The organism is Microvirga flocculans ATCC BAA-817 (genome assembly GCF_000518665.1).
Taxonomy (GTDB): Bacteria; Pseudomonadota; Alphaproteobacteria; order Rhizobiales; family Beijerinckiaceae; genus Microvirga; species Microvirga flocculans.
In genome coordinates this window covers 23,889-42,020 of sequence record NZ_JAEA01000003.1, presented here as the reverse complement: position 1 = coordinate 42,020, position 18,132 = coordinate 23,889, and the positions used below count along the sequence as shown (strand labels likewise).

Here is an 18,132-nt window from a genome sequence, read left to right as displayed (position 1 = left end):
CGCCTGCCTCAATGCTTCAGCGACATCGCCATGGAGAACGCCCCCGTGCGGATCTTGTCCGGCAGGGTCGCGGCATATTCGGCGACGGCGTCCTCGCCATAGGTGGCGACGAGCTCGGTGAAGGCCGCGAAGAGGGCGGCCTGCGCCATGCAGTCGCCGTCGAGCCCATCGAGCTCGGCCTCGGCGAAGGCCTCGGTCACATAGCTCAGGGCCGCCTGCTTGAGGGCGCTGAGTTCGGGCAGCTCGGTGAGAGGGACGTCGTTGTCGTTCATGATCCAGGCCCCTTTTGAGGGGCGGCGCGCGAGTTCGGTTGAATCGGTTCTAGACGCAGCGCCGTCCCGCCGCCAGCATCACCTTGCAAGGAGGTTAACGCGAGAGGATTTTTCATGAAAAATGTGGATAAGAGGCGTTGCTGCAACACCTCCGGATGAAGGGGAGGCGCCCCGTCAGCCGCCGTAGCGCCCGGTGATGTTGCGCGCGAGCTGCTCGCCCTCCGCCAGGAACCGGACCGAGGCCTCCTGCGCCGAGGCGGTGCAGACCCGGTAGGTGAGGGCATAGGCCTGATAGCCCTTGTTGTAGGCTCCGGCGAGGCGTTCCTTGCGGCCGGGAGTCGTGCCCTCCGTGTCGAGCAGGATCCGCATGCGCTGGCTCCACTCCGAGGCGTCGGGCGCGCTGCAGAGAGGACGCAGCATGGCGAGCGACCCCATGATCTCGGCAAGCCGCAGAAGCTCTTTCTCGTAGGGCGCGGGCGGCGGCTCGACGACGGGCGCGGGCTCCGCCTGCTGCAGCGGCGCCGGCCTCTGCGACTGGGGCTGCTGCGGGCGCCGCTGCTGCGGCTGGGGTTGAGGTGCAGGCTGGGGGCGGTATTGCGGCTGAGGCTGCGGCCGGTAGGGCTGCAGGGGCACGTTGGGATCCCGCGGAGGGCCGAACAGGCGCTCGAAGAAGCCCTGGGCCGACGCAGGCTGGGGCGATGCCCAGACGAGCCCGGACAGGGCGAGGATCAGGACTGCGCGGATCATGCTGCGCCATCCTTCCGCGCCATCCGGAAGGCCTGTTCCAGGATCGCAGGAAGCCCCGCCGTCATCGGCAGGCTGGCGATATCGCGTTCCGTGATCCAACGGATTTCCTTTGCTCCGGGCCTGTCTGGGGTTCGCCCGAGACCCAGCGGGCGGCATGGGCGGCGATGACGACATGATGCTTTATATGGCCTTTATCGTCCCTTTCAATGAATTCGACAGGCGCGATCAGGCCGGTGATCCTGGCTTCGACCCCGACCTCTTCGCGCAGCTCCCGGAGAGCGGCCTCGGCCAGGGTTTCCCCGGTCTCGACCATGCCGCCCGGCAGGGAGAAAAGCCCTTCGCTCGGAGGCTTTCCCCGCGCCGCGAGCAGAATGCGCCCCTCGCGGATCACCGCGACAGAGGCGGCGAGAACGGGGCGGGAAGGATAGAAGCGGTCACGGGTCATCGTGCGATTGCCGGGCAGGGGTTCCGTCGGCCGCGACATAGCGGGCCCGCGGCCGGATGAGGGTCGCCTGGCCGCGCTGCTCGATGGCGTGGGCGAGCCAGCCTGCCGTGCGTCCGATGGCGAAGAGCGTAAAGGCAGCGCCCGCCGGCAGTCCATAGGCCCGTTCCAGCATGACGAGGCCCACATCGATGCCGGGCCTCCCGCCCGACGCGTTCGCGATGGCCTGCAGGGTCGTGGCGTCGGAAGCGAGCAGCGGCACGTTTTCCAGAAGGGCCGCCGTCCGGGGGTCGCCCTCCGGGTAGAGGCGGTGCCGGAAGCCGGGGAGCGGCACGGTTCCGGGCGCATCGAGAAAGGCCCTGACCCGCTCGGTCATGCCGCCGTGATAGGGGCCGCTCAGGGCCACGAGGCCCGCGATGACCGCATTCCGCAGGGCCGCGCCCGTCGAGGCCGTGACCCGCACCGCGAAGGCCGAGGAGCTGAGTTCGTGATCCGCGCAGAGAACGAGCGCCCGCCTGATCGCATCGGCGGCCTGCGGCGGGACCTTCCAGGCCGAGGCCAGGTGGCGATGGAGCGGCTCCGTGCCCGGATCGGCGCCGCTGGATGCGGCCGCCATCAGGCGCAGGATCGCAGCCACCTCCGCCGCCCGCGCCTCCTTGGGCGCCGGCTCCGAGAGAAGGCGCACCGCCTGCGCCACGAAAGCATGGGGGCCGAAGGCGGGGCCGGGGAGGGGGCCGGGGATCCGCGAGGGGGATGTGAAGGCTTGTTCGTCCAGTGCGCCGATCAGGAGGCGTGCGGTCTCCTCGAGACTGGCCGTTCTGGCGAGCGCGAGGACGTCCTCCCCGCGATAGAAGAACCGCCCATCCCTGATCTGGGTGATGCTCGTCTCCAGGACCGGCAGGCCCCAGTCGAGGGCGGTCGCGGCCGCGACGGCGGGGCGGCGGAACCGCGCCTTGCGCTCCACGAGGGTCTCCACGTCCTCAAGGGCGTAGAGCCGCTGTCGCGGATCGTGCGGCGAGGAAAAGGAGCGGATCAGGCCGCGACTCACATAGGCGTAGAGGCTCGCCCGGCTGATGCCGAGGCGGGCGGAGGCCTCATCGGCCGATGTGAGATCGAGGGGAACTGCGCTCATATGTTGATATGTTGATTCAAGATTGACGGTTCCGCAAGGCCGGCGTGAAGCTCTTCGCAACATGAGGAGAAATGTTCATGACGATCGGACTTGACGACGTGGTGGCCGCCGAAACCGCCCTGAGCCATGTGGACGGCGAGGCGGGCCGCCTGATCATCGCCGGGCATGACCTGGAGGAGCTGGCCGGGCGGGTTGCCTTCGAGGATGCGGTGGCCATGCTCTGGAGCGGCCTCGTGCCGAATGCGGGCGGCGATCCGCGGGCGCTTCTGGGAAGGGCCAGGGCAAGGGCCTACGCTCACCTCGCGCCGCTCGCCCCGCGGCTCTCCGGCCTGACGGCGGTGGAAGGCATGCGTCTTCTTCTTGCGAGCCTGCCCGATGCGGAGGAAGACCATCCCGCCCTGGCCGTCGGCGCGGCCGGCGTCGCGGCTTCCATGGCGGTGCGTGGCTCCCGGGGCCTTGCGCCGGTCGCGCCGGACCCGGCCGCGCATCATGCGGCCGACATCCTGCGCATGATGCGCGGCGCGCCGGTGGACGCCGGCGAGGCGAAGGGCCTCGACACCTATCTCGTGACGGTGATCGACCATGGGCTCAATGCCTCCACCTTCACGGCGCGCGTGGTCGCCTCGACCCAGGCCGGGATCCTGTCTTCCGTCGTGGCCGGGCTCTGCGCCCTGAAGGGGCCGCTCCATGGGGGCGCGCCCGGTCCGGTGCTCGACATGCTGGATGCCATCGGCACGGTGGAGAACGCGGATGCCTGGCTCGACGATGCGATGGCGCGCGGCGAGCGCCTCATGGGCTTCGGCCACCGCATCTACCGGGTGCGCGATCCGCGGGCAGACGTGCTCAAGGCGGCCGCCGGCCGGCTGAAGGGCAAGGACAACCGCATCGCCTTCGCGGAGGCGGTCGAGGCCGTTGCTCTCAAGGTGCTGGAACGCCGCAAGCCCGGCCGCCGCCTCGACACCAACATGGAGTTCTACACGGCCATCCTGCTCGACGCGCTCGGCGTCCCGCGCGAGGGCTTCACGCCGCTCTTCGCCGCCGGCCGCACGGCGGGCTGGGTGGCCCACGCCATCGAGCAGACCCGCACCGGCCGCATCATCCGGCCCCAGTCACGCTACGTGGGAACCTGGCCCGCCGAGGCGGCGTGATGGATTGAAGCCGAAGGGTCCAAGCCAGACATCGTGTCGCACGCAGAGCTTGCCGCCCCGCCGCCGAGGGGCTGGACGTCATAAGATATGACCGGTTCCGGTGGCAGGCCGCCCGCAGCTTGCCATCGGACCTGATCCTGAGTATCAGCCGCCGGTACTTGGCCGAGGCATGAAGCCTTGCCGGAGCTTCAGGGCGTCATGCATCATCCCCGCCATCACATCATCGAAGAGGTGCAGGGACTTCGGGCGATTGCGGTCCTCTCCGTCCTGATCTATCACATCTGGCCCTCGGCCTTGCCCGGCGGATATGTCGGCGTCGACGTCTTCTTCGTCATCTCGGGGTTCCTGATCACCGGTTCGCTCGTCAAGGAATTCGAGGCCAAGGGCCGCATCGGCATCTTGGGATTTTATGCCCGCCGCATCAGGCGCCTTCTTCCCGCTGCGACCGTGGTGTCGATTGCGGTCGCGCTGAGCATTCCGCTGTTCCCGAAAGGTCAGTGGCCGGACATCGTCAACGGCATCGTCGCCAGTGCGGCCTATGTCCAGAACTGGTTCCTGGCGGCCCAGGCCGTGGATTATCTGGCAGGCGACACGAAGGGGCCGATGAACCATTTCTGGTCCCTGTCGGTCGAAGAGCAGTACTATATCATCTGGCCCCTGATCCTGTTTCCCATTCTAGCCGTCGCGCGCAAGGCCGGATTCGATTCGCGCAAGGCTTTCGGGTGGATCATCGCGGTCGTCGGGTCCGGGTCTCTCGCCTATTCCGTCTTCCTCACACCTCGGGATCCGGGAATCGCCTATTTCGCGACCACGACCCGAGCGTGGGAACTGGCGCTCGGCGGCGCCCTTGCCGTCTCCTTCGTGAAGGATGCTTTGTCGTCGTCCCTGCGTGCGGTGCTGGGCCTGGCCGGTATTCTCGGCATCGCCGTCGCGAGCTTCGCTTATGACGAGAGCACGCAATTTCCGGGCTACGCGGCGCTGCTTCCGACACTCGCCGCTGCGGCCGTCATCGCCTCCAGCGGAGCGCAGACACCCTGGTCCGGCAGTGTTCTCCTGAAATCGAGATTGTTTCAGTACCTCGGCGACATCTCCTATTCTCTCTATCTCTGGCATTGGCCGCTTATCGTCATTTACGGCGAGGTGACGGGCAGAACGCCGGGTCTTTCTGACGGTGCTCTGATCCTGCTCGCCTCTTGCGGCCTTGCGCATCTCAGCACTGTGTTCGTCGAAGATCGATTCAGAGCAGGCTCCCTCCCTATCGGGAAAACGCTTGCCGCCGGTGCGGGCTGCATCGCGGCGACGCTCGTGCTGGGGCTGAGTTATCTGGCCTGGAGCGACCTCGACCAAGGGCCTGTGGCCTTGCAAGGCAGGCCTGGAGCGATGGCGATGGTCGATCCTCGATACGACTGGCGGAAGGAGGACATCCTCAACGTCATTCCCCGGCCCGAGACCGCGAGGGAGGACGTGCCGCTCATCTACAAGACGAAATGCCATCAGGAGCAGCGCAAGAGCGAAGTCCTGACCTGTGTTTACGGCAATCCGGCGGCCAGGATGAAGATCGTCATGATCGGGGATTCCCATGCAGGGCATCTCTACCCTGCATTCGAAGAACTCGCGCGCAACGGGGCCGTCTATTTCCGCGGCGTGTCCAAGTCGGCATGCCTGTTTTCGCTGGAGGCGTTTTACCACCCGCCCTTCAAGCGCCTCTATACCGAGTGCCTCGACTGGTCGAAGAACGTGATTGCATGGCTGGAGCGAGAGCGGCCGGATCTGGTGTTGATCTCGCAATCCCCGGCCTATCCCGAGACGACCCTGAAGGGCATGGCGGAGGCCTGGTCCCGCCTGATCGCCATGGGGCTTGACGTGCGCCCTGTCCGTTCCACGCCCTGGCTCGGCTTCGATGCGGACAAGTGCATCGCAACCAGCAAGGACTGGAGTGTCGATTGCGCTCCGAAGCGCGCGGTGGCCTTCCGTGAGGATCCTGTGGTGAAGGTGTCCAATGCCCTGGAACTGCGCCCATTGGATCTGACGAAGTACCTGTGCGATGCCGAACGGTGCCCGACGGTGATCGGCGGCGTTTTCGTCTACCGGGATCGACACCATCTGACGGCCACCTTCGCCAGGAGCCTGAGCGAGGCGTTCAGGACGGAGCTGTCGCTCGGCACCCGCGCGAACTAGTCCGCACCTGACACAAGATCCTCATGCACGCCTCTCCCGCGCGGCATCGGAAGAAGTTCGCGCGCAGACCCTCGTTCACACGTGCTGGCCGCCGTTGATGTGGAGCTCCGCGCCGTTCACGTAGGAACTCGCATCCGTGCAGAGGAAGTAGATGGCCTTCGCCACTTCGTCCGGCGTGCCGAGGCGGCGCATGGGGATCTGCTGGACGATCTTGTCTGTGCCCGGCGAGAGGATCGAGGTGTCGATCTCGCCCGGCGAGATGGCGTTGACGCGCACGCCGAGCGGCCCGAAATCCGAGGCCATCTCGCGGGTGAGCGATGCGAGCGCCGCCTTCGACGTGGCATAGGCCGCGCCCGCGAAGGGGTGGACGCGGGAGCCCGCGATGGAGGTTACGTTGACCACGGAGCCCTTGGCCTTCGTGAGCTCGTCCTGAAGGCCCCGGGCGAGCATGATCGAGGCGAAGAAGTTCACCTGGAAGACGCGGAGCCAGTCCTCGTAGCGGGTGTCGAGGGTTCCGAGCCGCGATCCGCCCGAGCCTTTCGGCGAGATGCCCGCATTGTTGACCAGGGCGTGCAGGCAGCCGCCCTCGGCCGCGAGGCGCTCCTTCACCTCCGCGATGGCGCGGCGGGTGTCCTGCGCATCCGCCAGATCGACCTGCAGGTGATCCTCCGGACCCATCTCCCAGGGGCAGTTCTCGGGAAAGCCATGCCGCGAGCAGGTGATGACCCGCCACCCGGCCGCCGAGAAGCGCTTGACCGTGGCATGACCGATGCCCCGGCTGGCGCCGGTGAGCAGCATGATGCGGCGGGAATTGGGGGCTGAGGATGACATAGGTGTTTCTCAGAATAAGAGGGGCCAGAGCCTTATCCCGGTTCGGGCGCAGGGTCTATGGCCCAGGATTCGGGTCACGGATAAAGCCGCACCTTCCGCCAGCCGTCGCCCTCGCGGGTGAAGACGACGCGGTCGTGGAGCCGGAAGGGCTTGTCCTGCCAGAACTCGATGGAGACGGGCGCGATGCGGAAGCCCGTCCAGTAGGGCGGGCGCGGCACTTCGCCGACCGCGTATTTCGCGGCGTTGAGGGCCACCGCCTTCTCCAGGGCGAAGCGGCTCTCGAGCGGCCGCGACTGCTGGCTTGCCCAGGCGCCGATGCGGCTGTCGCGGGGACGGCTCTGGAAGTAGGCGTCGGCCTCCGCGTCGCTCACCATCGTCACCGGGCCGCGGGCGCGCACCTGGCGGCGCAGGCTCTTCCAGTGCAGCACGAGGGCTGCCTTCTTCTGCCCCAGAAGCTCCCGGCCCTTGTTGGATTCCGTGTTGGTGTAGAACACGAAGCCGTTTTCGTCGAAGCCCTTCAGCAGGACCATGCGCACGTTCGGAAGTCCCGTCTCGTCGACGGTCGCCAGCGCCATGGCGTTGGGATCGTTCGGCTCCGAGGCTTCCGCCTCCTTCAGCCACTCGCTGAAGAGGCCGAAGGGCTCTTCCGACTCGGTAAAGTCACCGGTTGTTAACGGGTTCACTGTTTTATCTCGTTCTGTGAGTTTGGTTCCGGGGGACCCGACGCGTGACGTGGATCAATGCGCGCCGTTATAGAGCAGATGCCATCGCCGGCGAAGCCATGAAAATCCTGGCCGTCGGACTGGTCGCCCTGTCCGTGAGCGCATGCAGCTTCTCGTTCGGCCTGTCGCCCCTGGACGATGACGAACCGGCATCGACGGGCAGCATCGTCACCAACGCCGTCACGCCTCTCTCCGCGGATCTCAACGAGGAAGACTGGCGCCGCGCCAAGGCGGCTCTCGCGGTGGCCCTCGACCCGCAGGGGCCGGGCACCCAGGTGTCGTGGGACAACCCCGACTCGACCCGCAAGGGCACCTTCACCCCCACCGGCGCTCCCTTCGTGAAGGACGATGAGATCTGCCGGGCTTTCTCGGCCAACCTGAGCGGCCCGTCCGCGGCTGCCCTCCAGGGCATGGCCTGCCGGCCTTCCGGCGGCGACTGGGCGATCAAGGAGATCAAGCCCCTGAAAGGCTCCGCCAAGGCCTAGCTTTCATCGGCAAAGGCGTTGCAAACGGGCAACACTTTGCCCATATGACCGTCGAACCCGTTGAGTTCCCACGCTCCCAATCCGACGGTTTATGGAATCCACGATGCGCAACCCCTACGATGTTCTGGGCGTGTCCCGCTCTGCGACCGAGGCGGAGATCAAGAAGGCGTTCCGCAAGCTCGCGAAGACCTACCATCCGGACAGCAACAAGAGCGATCCGAAGGCCAAGGACAAGTTCGCGGAGGCGAACGCGGCCTATGAGATTCTCGGCGACGCGACCAAGCGTGCCCAGTTCGACCGGGGCGAGATCGACGCCGAGGGCAAGCCGCGGTTCCAGGGCTTCGAGGGATTCGGTGGCGGCCGGGGCGGCGCGCGGCCGGAGGATTTCGCCGGGTTCGGCTTCGGCGGCGGCAGCCCCTTCGGCGGGCGGCGCAGCAGCCGGAGCGGGTTCGGCGCCGATGCGGGCGAGGACTTGTTCTCCCAGATCTTCGAGAACGCCTTCAAGTCCGCGGGCGAGAGCCCCCGGCAGGGGCGCGGCCATTCCCGGCAGGCGAAGGGCGCGGATGTCACGGCCACGCTCACGGTCACCTTGGAGGACGTCGCCGCCGAGGCGAAGAAGCGAATCCGCCTTTCGAGCGGCCGCGACGTGGACGTGGTGATTCCCAAGGGCGTGAGCGACGGCCAGGTCATCCGGCTGCGCGGCCTGGGCCAGGACATCCCCGGCGGGCAGCCAGGCGATGCGCTCCTGACCATCAAGCTGGCGCCCCATGACCGCTTCACGGTCGAGGGCTCGGACCTGCGCGCGCGCCTGCCCATCGAGATCGAGGAGGCCATCCTCGGCGGGGCGGTGCGCGTTCCGACGCTCACCGGGTCGGTGGAGATGAAGATCCCGCCCATGACCAATTCCGGCCGCACCTTCCGCCTGCGGGGCAAGGGCCTGCCGACCAAGACCGGGCATGGGGATCTCTTCGTGATCGCCGAGGTCAGGCTGCCGGAGGTCGTGGACGACGACCTGATGGACTATGCCCGCAGGCGCGCCTCGGCGAAGGCTAAGTAATAGCTTCTAAGTAATAGCTTCTTAGAAAATTAATCCTCATCGGCCCGGATCGGGCCGCCGGATGCCAAGAGGGCTTCCCCGTGGTCTCAGGGTCGGCTAAAGAGGCCGTTCCTCAATTGACCTCTCCAGCGACGATCTAGGTGAACCATGGCGGAGACAAAGGCCACCGGCATTCTGGCCGGCAAGCGCGGCTTGATCATGGGCGTGGCGAATAACCGTTCCATCGCCTGGGGCATTGCACAGGCAGCCCGCCAGCATGGGGCGGAACTCGCCTTCACGTATCAGGGCGACGCCCTCAAGAAGCGCGTCGAACCGCTCGCGAAGGAGCTCGACGCCGCCGTCGTCGGCCATTGCGACGTGACGGACGGGGCCTCCATCGACGCCGTGTTCGAAGAGGTGAAGCGCCTGTGGGGCTCCCTCGACTTCGTGGTTCACTGCATCGCCTTCTCGGACAAGGACGAGCTCACGGGCCGCTATGTGGAGACCTCGGAGGGCAACTTCACCAAGTCGCTCCTCATCTCCTGCTATTCCTTCACGGCCATCGCCCAGCGCGCCGAGAAGCTCATGACCGATGGCGGCTCGCTGCTGACGCTCACCTATTACGGCGCCGAGAAGTGGATGCCGCACTACAACGTCATGGGCGTGGCGAAGGCGGCGCTCGAGGCCTCGGTGCGCTATCTGGCGGCGGATCTGGGCCCCAAGAACATCCGCGTCAACGCCATCTCGGCTGGCCCGATCAAGACGCTCGCCGCTTCCGGCATCGGCGATTTCCGCTACATCCTGAAATGGAACGAGTACAACTCGCCCCTGCGCCGCACGGTCACCATCGAGGAGGTGGGCGACACCGCCGCCTATCTCGTCTCCGACATGTCCCGCGGCATGACCGGCGAGATCCTGCACGTGGATGCGGGCTACCACGTGGTCGGCATGAAGAACCCGGAAGCTCCGGACCTGTCCCTCGACAAAGACTAGCCTGCGCCGACCTGTGCCCCACGCGTAACCGGACCTGAACCGTGACCCCGTCCCGCCCCACGATCTACTTCATTCGCCATGGCGAGACGGACTGGAATCTCGAAGGACGGCTCCAGGGGCAGAAGGACATCCCCCTCAACGATATGGGCCGCGTCCAGGCGGAGGAGGCGGGGAGACGGCTCGCCGCCCTCGCGCCCCGTTACGAAGATCTGGCCTATGTCGCGAGCCCCATGACCCGCACCCGCGAGACCATGGAAATCATGCGCCGGACCATGGGCCTCCACCCCGAGGGCTACAAGCTGGACGAGCGCCTGGTCGAGCTGACCTTCGGCGCTTGGGAAGGCATGACCTGGAAGGAGGTCCGCAAGGCCGAGCCGCAGCTTGCGTCTCTGCGCGAGCAGGACAAATGGCACTACGCCCCGCCCGGCGGCGGCGAGAGCTACGCCATGCTGGTCGAGCGCATCCGCCCCTTCCTCTACGATCTGACCCGCGACACGGCGGTGGTGGCCCATGGCGGCGTCGCCCGGGCCTTCCTGTCCATGGCCTGCGGCGTCTCCACCCGCCAGGCCGCGAGCCTCGATATCTGGCAGGGGCGGGTCCTCGTGATCGAAGGACGCAGCTATCGGTGGGTTTAAGCCCACCCCGGTACGTTTTACTCCCGACGCCCTTCGAAGGTGATCATCCAGTCCTCGCGGTTCGGCGCGCGACCGTGCTCGTGGCTGCCCGAGATGACGATATCGCCGAAGCCGCTCGCCTTCAGGGCCAGTTCGAACTCGCGCATGCCCCACCAACGCAGCGTGAAGAGCTCCAATTGGGTTTCGATCAGGCGCGTGTCACGCCAGCGCTCGTAGCGCAGATGCGAGACCTTTCGCTGGGCGATATGGTCGACCTCGACCTGTTGGGCCTGAAGCGTGATCAGATCGCCGTCGCCGGTCTGCCAGCTGCGAACCCGGAGGCTGTTGCCGAAGAAGTCGCTGACGGGATCGAGATCCACGATCAGGCAGCCGCCGGGTGCGAGATGGTCGTGAAAGCGCCTGAGGACTGCCAGGGCCTCCCCGAAATCGCCGATGAGCTGGAACGAGCCGAAGGGAACGATGATCGCATCGAATGCGTGGTCATAGGCGAAGTCCTGGAAACGCATCCGCTCCAGGCGCGGTGACAGGCCCCGCGTCCGGCAATACGCGCGGCAGCGCTCCAGCATTTCCTCGGACGCATCGAATCCCTCGATGGGCAACCCGGCTTCCAGGAGCGGGACCAGCAGCCGCCCGTTGCCCACGCCCGGCTCCAGAATGCGCCCCCGGCAATCCGCGAGGCGCTCACGGTAGAAATCGATTTCCCTGCCGAAGATGCGGCCGACCGGCTTGTCGAGGTCGTAGACCAGGGCGGCCAAGCTGCCGTAGCGGTTGTTCATATGATCTTGCGTCGTCATGAGGGCCCCATAAAGGACTATATGCCGCTACGCAATCTCGCGCCTTCTCCAACAAGGAGAACGTGCAATGGCAGCCCCGGATAAAGGATGAGGAGCCTCGGCTATTGTAGCCTCAAGGAAAATATGCTCTTCGAGGAAACGATATTACTCAACCAGGAGCATGTTATGAGGCGGGTTTTCATCGTTGCCGCAGGAATTCTTGCCATGATGGGCGCCGCATCCGCCGAGACGCGTGAGCGGACCGTCAAGGCGAATACGGTTTCCGCCATCGGCGGCTTCCTCGGCTATGAGGTCGACACCTGCTACCCGTCGGTCATTCCCGACGTGAAGATCAAGCAGGCCCCCGTCAACGGAACCCTGCGCATCGTTCCCCACGAGCAGGTGCTCGGCAAGGATACTCTGTGCCCCGGCACCAAGGTTCGCGGGCTGGCTTACGTCTACACGCCCAAGAAGGGGTTCAAGGGCACGGACGAGGTTTCCCTCGACGTGCCGTGGAGCTCGACGGATCTCGGGCTGCCGACGATCCGGACCTATACCTACGTGATCCGTGTCGAGTGAACGCTCCGGGGAGGGCTCACAGCAGGCCGGAGGTGACACCGGGGCGCTTTGGTTCTAAGAGGCCGTGAACCTCGAAGAAGCGCCATGTCCTACAACACCTTCGGTCATCTGTTCCGCGTCACCACCTTCGGCGAGAGCCATGGTCCGGCCCTCGGCTGCGTCGTCGATGGCTGTCCTCCCCTGATTCCGCTGGAAGCCGCCGAGATTCAGGCGGAACTCGACCGTCGCCGTCCGGGCCAGTCGCGCTTCACCACGCAGCGGCAGGAGCCGGATCAGGTCAAGATCCTGTCCGGCGTCTTCACGGACGAGCGCACGGGAAAGCAGGTCACCACCGGCACGCCCATCGCGCTTCTCATCGAGAACGTGGACCAGCGGTCCAAGGATTATTCCGAGATCAAGAATTCCTACCGGCCGGGCCACGCGGATTTCACCTACGACGTGAAATACGGCATCCGCGACTATCGCGGCGGCGGACGCTCCTCGGCCCGTGAAACGGCTGCCCGCGTCGCCGCCGGGGCCATCGCCCGCAAGGTTCTGCCCGGCGTCACCATTCGCGGCGCCCTGGTGCAGATGGGGCCGCACGCCATCGAGCGCGGCAACTGGGACTGGAACGAGGTTGCGCGCAATCCGTTCTTCTGTCCGGATGCGAAGGCCGCCGCCTTCTACGAGGAATACCTGGACGGCCTGCGGAAAGACGGCTCCTCCATCGGCGCGGTGATCGAGGTCGTGGCCGAGGGCGTGCCCGCAGGCCTCGGCGCGCCGATCTACGGCAAGCTCGATTCCGACCTCGCGGCAGCCCTCATGTCGATCAATGCGGTCAAGGGCGTCGAGATCGGCGACGGGTTCGCCGCCGCCGCCCTGCGCGGCGAGGAGAACGCGGACGAGATGCGTCCCGGCAACCAGGGCGCGCCGACCTTCCTTTCGAACCATGCCGGCGGCATCTTGGGGGGCATCTCCACCGGCCAGCCGGTCGTCTGCCGGTTCGCCGTGAAGCCCACCTCCTCGATCCTCACGCCCCGTTCGAGCGTCACCCGGTCCGGCGCCGAGGCCGAGGTCATGACCAAGGGCCGCCACGACCCATGCGTCGGCATCCGGGCCGTGCCGGTGGGCGAGGCCATGGTGGCCTGCGTCCTGGCAGACCATTTCCTGCGCCACCGGGGGCAGGTGGGCGAGAGCGCGGCCTGGCCGTTCAAGGCTTGAGGCTGGACGGAGGCTCTTCGCAGCCTCATCTTTGCAAGCCTTGATTTGCAAATTTTAGTTTTACTAAAATCCTGCCATCCGCTAAGCCACCGGCATGAAACTGGCTGAGTGGCTCTCCCGCAATGGTGTCTCGCGCGTGGAATTCGCGCGGCGGATCGGCGTGACGCCCGGCGCCGTCACCCAGTTGTGCAACTCCGAGCAGGCTTGGCTCTCCCGGGACACGGCGGAATTGATCGCCCGTGAAACCCGCGGGGCCGTCACTCCCAACGATTTTCTGCCCGCACCCGCCCAGGAGGCCCTGATGTCCCATTCCGTCACCGATGCCATCGAGGCTTTCGCTCGCGGTGAAATCGTCGTCGTCACGGATGACGACGACCGCGAGAACGAGGGCGACCTCGTCGTCGCCGCCTCCCTCTGCACCCCGGAGAAGATGGCCTTCATCATCCGCAACACCTGCGGCATCGTCTGCGCCCCGCTCACGGCGGCGGAGGCGCGCCGCCTGCGGCTCGATCCGATGGTGGCCTCGAACGATGCCCCGCTGGGCACGGCCTTCACGGTCACCGTGGACGTCAAGCACGGGCTGACCACCGGCATCTCCGCCGAGCAGCGTTCCAACACGGTCCGGGCGCTCGCCAACAACAACATGGGCGCGGCCGATTTCGTGCGGCCCGGCCACGTTTTTCCGCTGATCGCCAAGGATGGCGGCGTTCTCATGCGCTCCGGCCATACGGAGGCCGCCGTCGACCTGTGCAAGCTCGCGGGTCTGCCCCCGGTGGGCGTGATCTGTGAGCTCGCCAATGACGACGGCACGGTGATGAAGGGCGCGCAGATCGACGCCTTCGCCGAGAAGCACGGCCTGAAGCGCATCTCGGTTGCCGATCTCATCGCCTACCGACAGGCACGCGAGAAGCTGGTCGAGCGCATCGCCACCTTCCCGGTCGAGACCCAGTGGGGTTCGTTCACGGGCCATGCCTATTCGACGCCTTTCGACAGCGTGCAGCACATCGCCCTCGTCCATGGCCGTATCGGCGATGGAGCCGACATTCCCGTGCGCCTGCACCGGGCCAATGCGCTTACCGACGTGTTCGAGGGCGGCAAGACGGTCAATGCCGCCCTGCAGCGCTTCGTGAAGGAGGGCAGGGGCGTCCTCGTCTACCTGCGCGACGGCACGGCGGGCGTGCCCACGACCTCGTTCACGGACACCGAGGAGACGGCCTCGGAGGCGACGCGGGCCAGCCAGTGGCGCGAAATCGGCCTCGGGGCGCAGATCCTCAAGGATCTCGGCGTTTCCTCCATCCGTAACCTGGCGACCTCGAGCCGCTCCTATGTGGGCCTCTCCGGCTTCGGCATCGAGCTGCTGGGCCAGGAACCGATCGAGTGCTGATCGAAAAGGGCTGCGCTTCTCAAAGAAAGAAGCATCGGATGGATCCCAAAAGTGCAAGTCCACTTTTGGGTCCGATGCTTGAGCAGCCCTTTTTTACTTGACGATCTCGCGCCCCATGAGCGCATCGAGATGGAAGGCCACGGATTTCGACAGGCCTTCCAGGTCGTAGCCGCCTTCGAGAACCGAGACGATCCGCTGACCACAATGGCGCGCGGCCAGATTCATCAGCTTCTGGGTCGCCCAGGCGAAATCCGTTTCCGTCAGGTTCAGGCTGGCGAGCGGGTCGCGCCAATGGGCGTCGAACCCGGCCGAGATGATGATGAGGTCGGGCGCGAAGTCGTCGATGCGCGGCAGGATCGCGGTTTCCACCGCCTCGCGGAACGCCTCGCTGCCGTCGCCCGCATTCAGCGGCGCATTGACGATGGTGCCGAAATCGCCCGTCTCCGAGAGCGCGCCGGTGCCGGGATACAGGGGGGCCTCGTGGGTCGAGCAATAAAGCACGGTCCGGTCCGACCAGAAGATGTCCTGGGTGCCGTTGCCGTGATGCACGTCCCAGTCGAAGATCGCGACGCGCTCGGCCCCGTGCTTTCTCTGCGCGTGGCGGGCGGCGATGGCCGCGTTGTTGAAGAAGCAGAAGCCCATGGCCTTGCTGCGCTCGGCGTGATGGCCCGGCGGGCGCGTGGCCACGAAGGCGTTCGCCGCCTTGCCCGTCATGACCTCGTCCACCGCCAGCGCCGCGCCGCCTGCGGCCCGCAGCGCCGCCTCGTAGGTGCCGGGGGACATGACCGTGTCCTCATCAATCCGGATTAGCCCTTCCCGGGGGCTGATGTCGCGCAGGCGGACGATGTATTCTTCCGGATGGGCGAGGGCGAGGCACCCCATTTCCGCCATCGGAGCCTGCTCGCGGACGAGCGAGGTGAACCGCTCCTTTTCAAGGGCGCGCTCGATGGCGCGGATGCGGTCGGGACGTTCCGGATGTCCGAGGGGCGTCTGGTGGTCGAGGCAGGCCGGGTGGCTGATGTAGAGCGTTGACATGTGTCTTCTTGGAGGGTGGAGCCGCTGCCAGTGTCGCAGCGTCACGTGTGCCTGTCTATGTTGTTGCGATGCAACACTTTCCGAAGTGGAGCCGTGCCATGGTGTGTTTCGATTCGACTCATGGACCCTGCGGTCTATAAGCCCCCTGAACCCAATTGACGGCTCAGCCTCCGCTGAGTCCCCCCAGAGCTTTGCACGATGCGCCTCTCTCGTCTGCCCCTTCTTTTGGCAATGATGGCCGCCCTGGCCGGATGTAACTTCAAGGGCGTTCCCGATCCGCAGGTTTCCGCGCGCGATGCCGAGTGGATGGCGCAGGTCCCGAAGGCGGAGGAGGATCCGCGCTTCGGGCGCTACCTCATCGACGATCCCACGGGAGAAGCTCCGGGGACCATCGTGGTCGACACCAAGGAGCGCCAGCTCTACCTCGTCCAGCCCAACAAGAAGGCGATCCGCTACGGCGTTGCCGTGGGTGACGAGGCCTATGGATGGACCGGGACGGCCACCGTCGCCCGCAAGGCTGAATGGCCGGACTGGAACCCGCCCGCCGAGATGAAGGCCCGCTGGCCGCATGTGAAATATACGAAGGGCGGTCCGGAGAACCCGCTCGGAGCCCGGGCGCTCTATCTCTACGAGGGCAACAAGGACACCCTCTACCGGATCCACGGCACGAACGAGCCCGAGAAGATCGGCTTCGCCGTGTCCTCCGGCTGCATCCGGATGCGCAACATCGACGTGGTCGACCTCTATAACCGGGTCCCGGTGAACGCTAAGGTCATCGTCCGCTAAGTCCGGACAGATCCGTCGCACGACATGAAAAGAGCGCCCCGAAGGGCGCTCTTTCGTTTTGACCCGTCAACCCAGCATCGCTTCCTTGCGCAGGATGGCCGGAGGCGCGGCGGGTTTCGGCGGGCTCTGCTGCGGCTTGGCGGCCTGAACGGCTGCGGCGAGGGCAGGCAGGGCCACTTCCTTGAAGGCCGGGATGGATGGACCGGCATGCTGCTTGCCCGGTCGAGCATCGCGGCCTGAGGCGTTCTGGGTCATGTTTCCTCTCTGAAATGCAGGCTGTTTCTTCAACCTGCCTTCATGATCCTCCGGGCTGTGACCGCTTTGGGGCAGACCCGTGATCATGTGTTGGCTTGGCTTCAGATGAATGATCCAAGGTGAATCAATGCTTAACGCTGCAACATCCCGGCAGCGGAAGCATCAAGGTTCTGTGCACGGCCCTCCAGGCCGGCCGGCTTCGGGCGCAGGGCCAGGATCGAGACCAGGACCAGCGCTCCGATCATGCCCATGTGCTCGCCCGCCGTGTGGAAGGCCGCAATGGCGCGTTCTCCCTCGAGACGCCAGAAGGCGTGGACGATCGGGATGGTCAGGAAGGTGAAGACGCCGAGCGCCCCGGCGCCGAGCCAGGTCCAGCGCCGCGAAATGATGAGGCCGGAGCCGACGAGCTGAACGAAGAGGGTGAGGCTGTTGTAGAACCATGCGGGCTCGAGCCCGAACTGGCGCATCTCCGCCATGCCGCCGGAAAAGTCCAGCAGCTTGGCAAGCCCGCTTCCCCAGAACGGGAAGGTGAAGAGAATGCGGGCGGCGACCTCCGTTACACGGCTCGACAGAATGGCGTTGATCCAACGGGGTGTCATGAAAGCTCCTTAAGGTTGACGTTACGGGAGGAGCTTCTATGGCCAAGCTTTCCTAAGGGCTGTGCGCGCCCGCACGCCGGGCGAAGGCTTCGCCGTCCCTGAGGCCCATCTCGTAGGCCTTCCGGATCCCGTCGGGATTGGTGATGTCGAACTGCCCGATGGGGACGGGTTCGGAGGGCTGGATGTAGGTGCGCCCCTTCACTGCGGGGAAGGCGCGATAGAGGCGCGAGAGGATCACGAGCGTCCGGCCGCCCTGCGCCTCCACCGGTAGCAGGGGCTCCGTCGGCACGTTGTCGACGAGTCCGCCATCGAGCGCCGCCATGCCGCCGATGCGCCCGACCGGCATGAACGGGGGCACGCTGGCGCTGGCCATGAGCGCCGCCGAAACCTCATCTGGGGAGGAGAGATCCTGCACGCGCACGAATTCGGGCCGGAAGCCCAGGGCGCGTCCGCCCTTCGGGTGCACGGGCGCGCGCCATTTCTTCTCAATCTGATAGGTCGCGATGCCCAGCGGAATGGCGAGCGACAGGGGCAGGCGGCGTGGCTTGCGGGCGAGCCCGATCAGGATGCTCGGCCCCTGCCGGAGGCGCTCCAGGGCCTTCTCGTCGATGATGGCCTCGATCAGGCTGCGATACATGAGCGAGACCGGCCAGGGCGTGCCCTCCCGGCGCCAGGCGCGCCACTCGAAATTGCGGCGCCCGAGGCTGCAGCCTTCCGCCACCATCTCGTTGACCTTCCGTCCGAGGCCGAGAAGGCTGTAGCAGGCGGACCAGGCGCCCGCGCTGACGCCGACCACCATCTCCGGCTCGAGCCCCAGGAGCGGGGCCGCCGCTTCCCAGAACCCGCCCTGCCAGTAGCAGCGGTTTCCGCCACCTGCGAATGCGACCGCGTCGAACATCG

The 18,132-nt window shown here is 66.3% G+C and carries 21 protein-coding genes; 10 read left to right on the top strand and 11 right to left on the bottom strand.

Annotated elements, in window-relative coordinates:
* Positions 1-8: 8 nt before the first annotated feature.
* The 4 genes from L879_RS0105250 to L879_RS20530 form a co-directional block, all read right to left on the bottom strand.
* On the bottom strand, positions 9-272 hold the full coding sequence (locus L879_RS0105250) for a hypothetical protein (RefSeq protein ID WP_051435066.1): 264 nt from the start codon (positions 270-272) through the stop codon (positions 9-11).
* 174 nt (positions 273-446) lie between these two features.
* Positions 447-1,019 (bottom strand): TIGR02301 family protein, encoded by a 573-nt coding sequence (locus L879_RS20540; protein ID WP_084020730.1) that lies wholly within the window; start codon positions 1,017-1,019, stop codon positions 447-449.
* Between the two features lie 61 nt (positions 1,020-1,080).
* Positions 1,081-1,464: an NUDIX hydrolase gene (locus L879_RS20535; protein ID WP_368086307.1), complete on the bottom strand. Its 384-nt coding sequence runs from the start codon at positions 1,462-1,464 to the stop codon at positions 1,081-1,083.
* The gene (locus L879_RS20530) at positions 1,454-2,593 is read right to left on the bottom strand and encodes a citrate synthase family protein (protein WP_051435065.1); all 1,140 of its coding nucleotides are present in this window, start codon (positions 2,591-2,593) and stop codon (positions 1,454-1,456) included. Before L879_RS20530 ends, L879_RS20535 begins: the two co-directional genes overlap by 11 nt.
* Before the next feature lie 77 nt (positions 2,594-2,670).
* On the opposite strand from L879_RS20530, the gene L879_RS0105230 reads away from it, so the two are divergent.
* Both L879_RS0105230 and L879_RS0105225 read left to right on the top strand, forming a co-directional pair.
* Entirely contained in the window at positions 2,671-3,741 is a 1,071-nt protein-coding gene (locus L879_RS0105230) for a citrate synthase (RefSeq protein ID WP_027315177.1), read from the top strand.
* Between the two features lie 198 nt (positions 3,742-3,939).
* The gene (locus tag L879_RS0105225) at positions 3,940-5,919 is read left to right on the top strand and encodes an acyltransferase family protein (RefSeq protein WP_027315176.1); all 1,980 of its coding nucleotides are present in this window, start codon (positions 3,940-3,942) and stop codon (positions 5,917-5,919) included.
* Between the two features lie 75 nt (positions 5,920-5,994).
* Here the strand turns inward: L879_RS0105225 and L879_RS0105220 are convergent, their stop codons facing one another.
* Positions 5,995-6,717: an SDR family NAD(P)-dependent oxidoreductase gene (locus L879_RS0105220; RefSeq protein WP_154664112.1), complete on the bottom strand. Its 723-nt coding sequence runs from the start codon at positions 6,715-6,717 to the stop codon at positions 5,995-5,997.
* Between the two features lie 107 nt (positions 6,718-6,824).
* On the bottom strand, positions 6,825-7,433 hold the full coding sequence (gene pdxH, locus L879_RS0105215; RefSeq protein WP_027315174.1) for a pyridoxamine 5'-phosphate oxidase: 609 nt from the start codon (positions 7,431-7,433) through the stop codon (positions 6,825-6,827).
* Positions 7,434-7,531: 98 nt separating this feature from the next.
* On the opposite strand from pdxH, the gene L879_RS0105210 reads away from it, so the two are divergent.
* The 4 genes from L879_RS0105210 to L879_RS0105195 all read left to right on the top strand — a co-directional run bounded on the left by L879_RS0105210 (position 7,532) and on the right by L879_RS0105195 (position 10,621).
* Positions 7,532-7,957 (top strand): RT0821/Lpp0805 family surface protein, encoded by a 426-nt coding sequence (locus L879_RS0105210; protein WP_027315173.1) that lies wholly within the window; start codon positions 7,532-7,534, stop codon positions 7,955-7,957.
* A 103-nt stretch (positions 7,958-8,060) separates the two neighbouring features.
* Positions 8,061-9,014: a DnaJ C-terminal domain-containing protein gene (locus L879_RS0105205; RefSeq protein WP_027315172.1), complete on the top strand. Its 954-nt coding sequence runs from the start codon at positions 8,061-8,063 to the stop codon at positions 9,012-9,014.
* A 147-nt stretch (positions 9,015-9,161) separates the two neighbouring features.
* Positions 9,162-9,986 carry an enoyl-ACP reductase FabI gene (fabI, locus tag L879_RS0105200; RefSeq protein WP_027315171.1) on the top strand — a complete coding sequence of 275 codons (825 nt, stop codon included), beginning with the start codon at positions 9,162-9,164 and terminating at the stop codon, positions 9,984-9,986.
* A gap of 41 nt (positions 9,987-10,027) precedes the next feature.
* Positions 10,028-10,621 (top strand): histidine phosphatase family protein, encoded by a 594-nt coding sequence (locus L879_RS0105195; RefSeq protein WP_027315170.1) that lies wholly within the window; start codon positions 10,028-10,030, stop codon positions 10,619-10,621.
* A 17-nt stretch (positions 10,622-10,638) separates the two neighbouring features.
* Here the strand turns inward: L879_RS0105195 and L879_RS0105190 are convergent, their stop codons facing one another.
* Positions 10,639-11,415 (bottom strand): class I SAM-dependent methyltransferase, encoded by a 777-nt coding sequence (locus L879_RS0105190; protein ID WP_245265169.1) that lies wholly within the window; start codon positions 11,413-11,415, stop codon positions 10,639-10,641.
* Positions 11,416-11,580: 165 nt separating this feature from the next.
* Here L879_RS0105190 and L879_RS0105185 point away from each other — a divergent pair, with 165 nt between their 5' ends.
* The 3 genes from L879_RS0105185 (at position 11,581) to ribB (ending at position 14,557) form a co-directional block, all read left to right on the top strand.
* Positions 11,581-11,973, top strand: coding sequence for a hypothetical protein (locus tag L879_RS0105185; protein ID WP_154664094.1), 393 nt, complete (start codon positions 11,581-11,583; stop codon positions 11,971-11,973).
* Between the two features lie 84 nt (positions 11,974-12,057).
* Entirely contained in the window at positions 12,058-13,173 is a 1,116-nt protein-coding gene (aroC, locus tag L879_RS0105180) for a chorismate synthase (RefSeq protein WP_027315167.1), read from the top strand.
* A 94-nt stretch (positions 13,174-13,267) separates the two neighbouring features.
* The gene (ribB, locus tag L879_RS0105175) at positions 13,268-14,557 is read left to right on the top strand and encodes a 3,4-dihydroxy-2-butanone-4-phosphate synthase (RefSeq protein ID WP_027315166.1); all 1,290 of its coding nucleotides are present in this window, start codon (positions 13,268-13,270) and stop codon (positions 14,555-14,557) included.
* Between the two features lie 93 nt (positions 14,558-14,650).
* Here ribB and L879_RS0105170 read toward each other — a convergent pair whose 3' ends face one another.
* Positions 14,651-15,592: a histone deacetylase family protein gene (locus L879_RS0105170; protein ID WP_027315165.1), complete on the bottom strand. Its 942-nt coding sequence runs from the start codon at positions 15,590-15,592 to the stop codon at positions 14,651-14,653.
* A 198-nt stretch (positions 15,593-15,790) separates the two neighbouring features.
* On the opposite strand from L879_RS0105170, the gene L879_RS0105165 reads away from it, so the two are divergent.
* Positions 15,791-16,378, top strand: a complete 588-nt coding sequence (locus L879_RS0105165; RefSeq protein ID WP_183501350.1) for a L,D-transpeptidase — start codon at positions 15,791-15,793, stop codon at positions 16,376-16,378.
* Between the two features lie 66 nt (positions 16,379-16,444).
* Here the strand turns inward: L879_RS0105165 and L879_RS0105160 are convergent, their stop codons facing one another.
* From L879_RS0105160 to L879_RS0105150, 3 genes are all read right to left on the bottom strand, one after another.
* The gene (locus L879_RS0105160; RefSeq protein WP_027315163.1) at positions 16,445-16,633 is read right to left on the bottom strand and encodes a hypothetical protein; all 189 of its coding nucleotides are present in this window, start codon (positions 16,631-16,633) and stop codon (positions 16,445-16,447) included.
* A 131-nt stretch (positions 16,634-16,764) separates the two neighbouring features.
* Entirely contained in the window at positions 16,765-17,232 is a 468-nt protein-coding gene (locus L879_RS20525) for a DoxX family protein (RefSeq protein ID WP_051435063.1), read from the bottom strand.
* 52 nt (positions 17,233-17,284) lie between these two features.
* Positions 17,285-18,130, bottom strand: coding sequence for a patatin-like phospholipase family protein (locus L879_RS0105150; protein WP_027315162.1), 846 nt, complete (start codon positions 18,128-18,130; stop codon positions 17,285-17,287).
* Between the last annotated feature and the right edge of the window lie 2 nt (positions 18,131-18,132).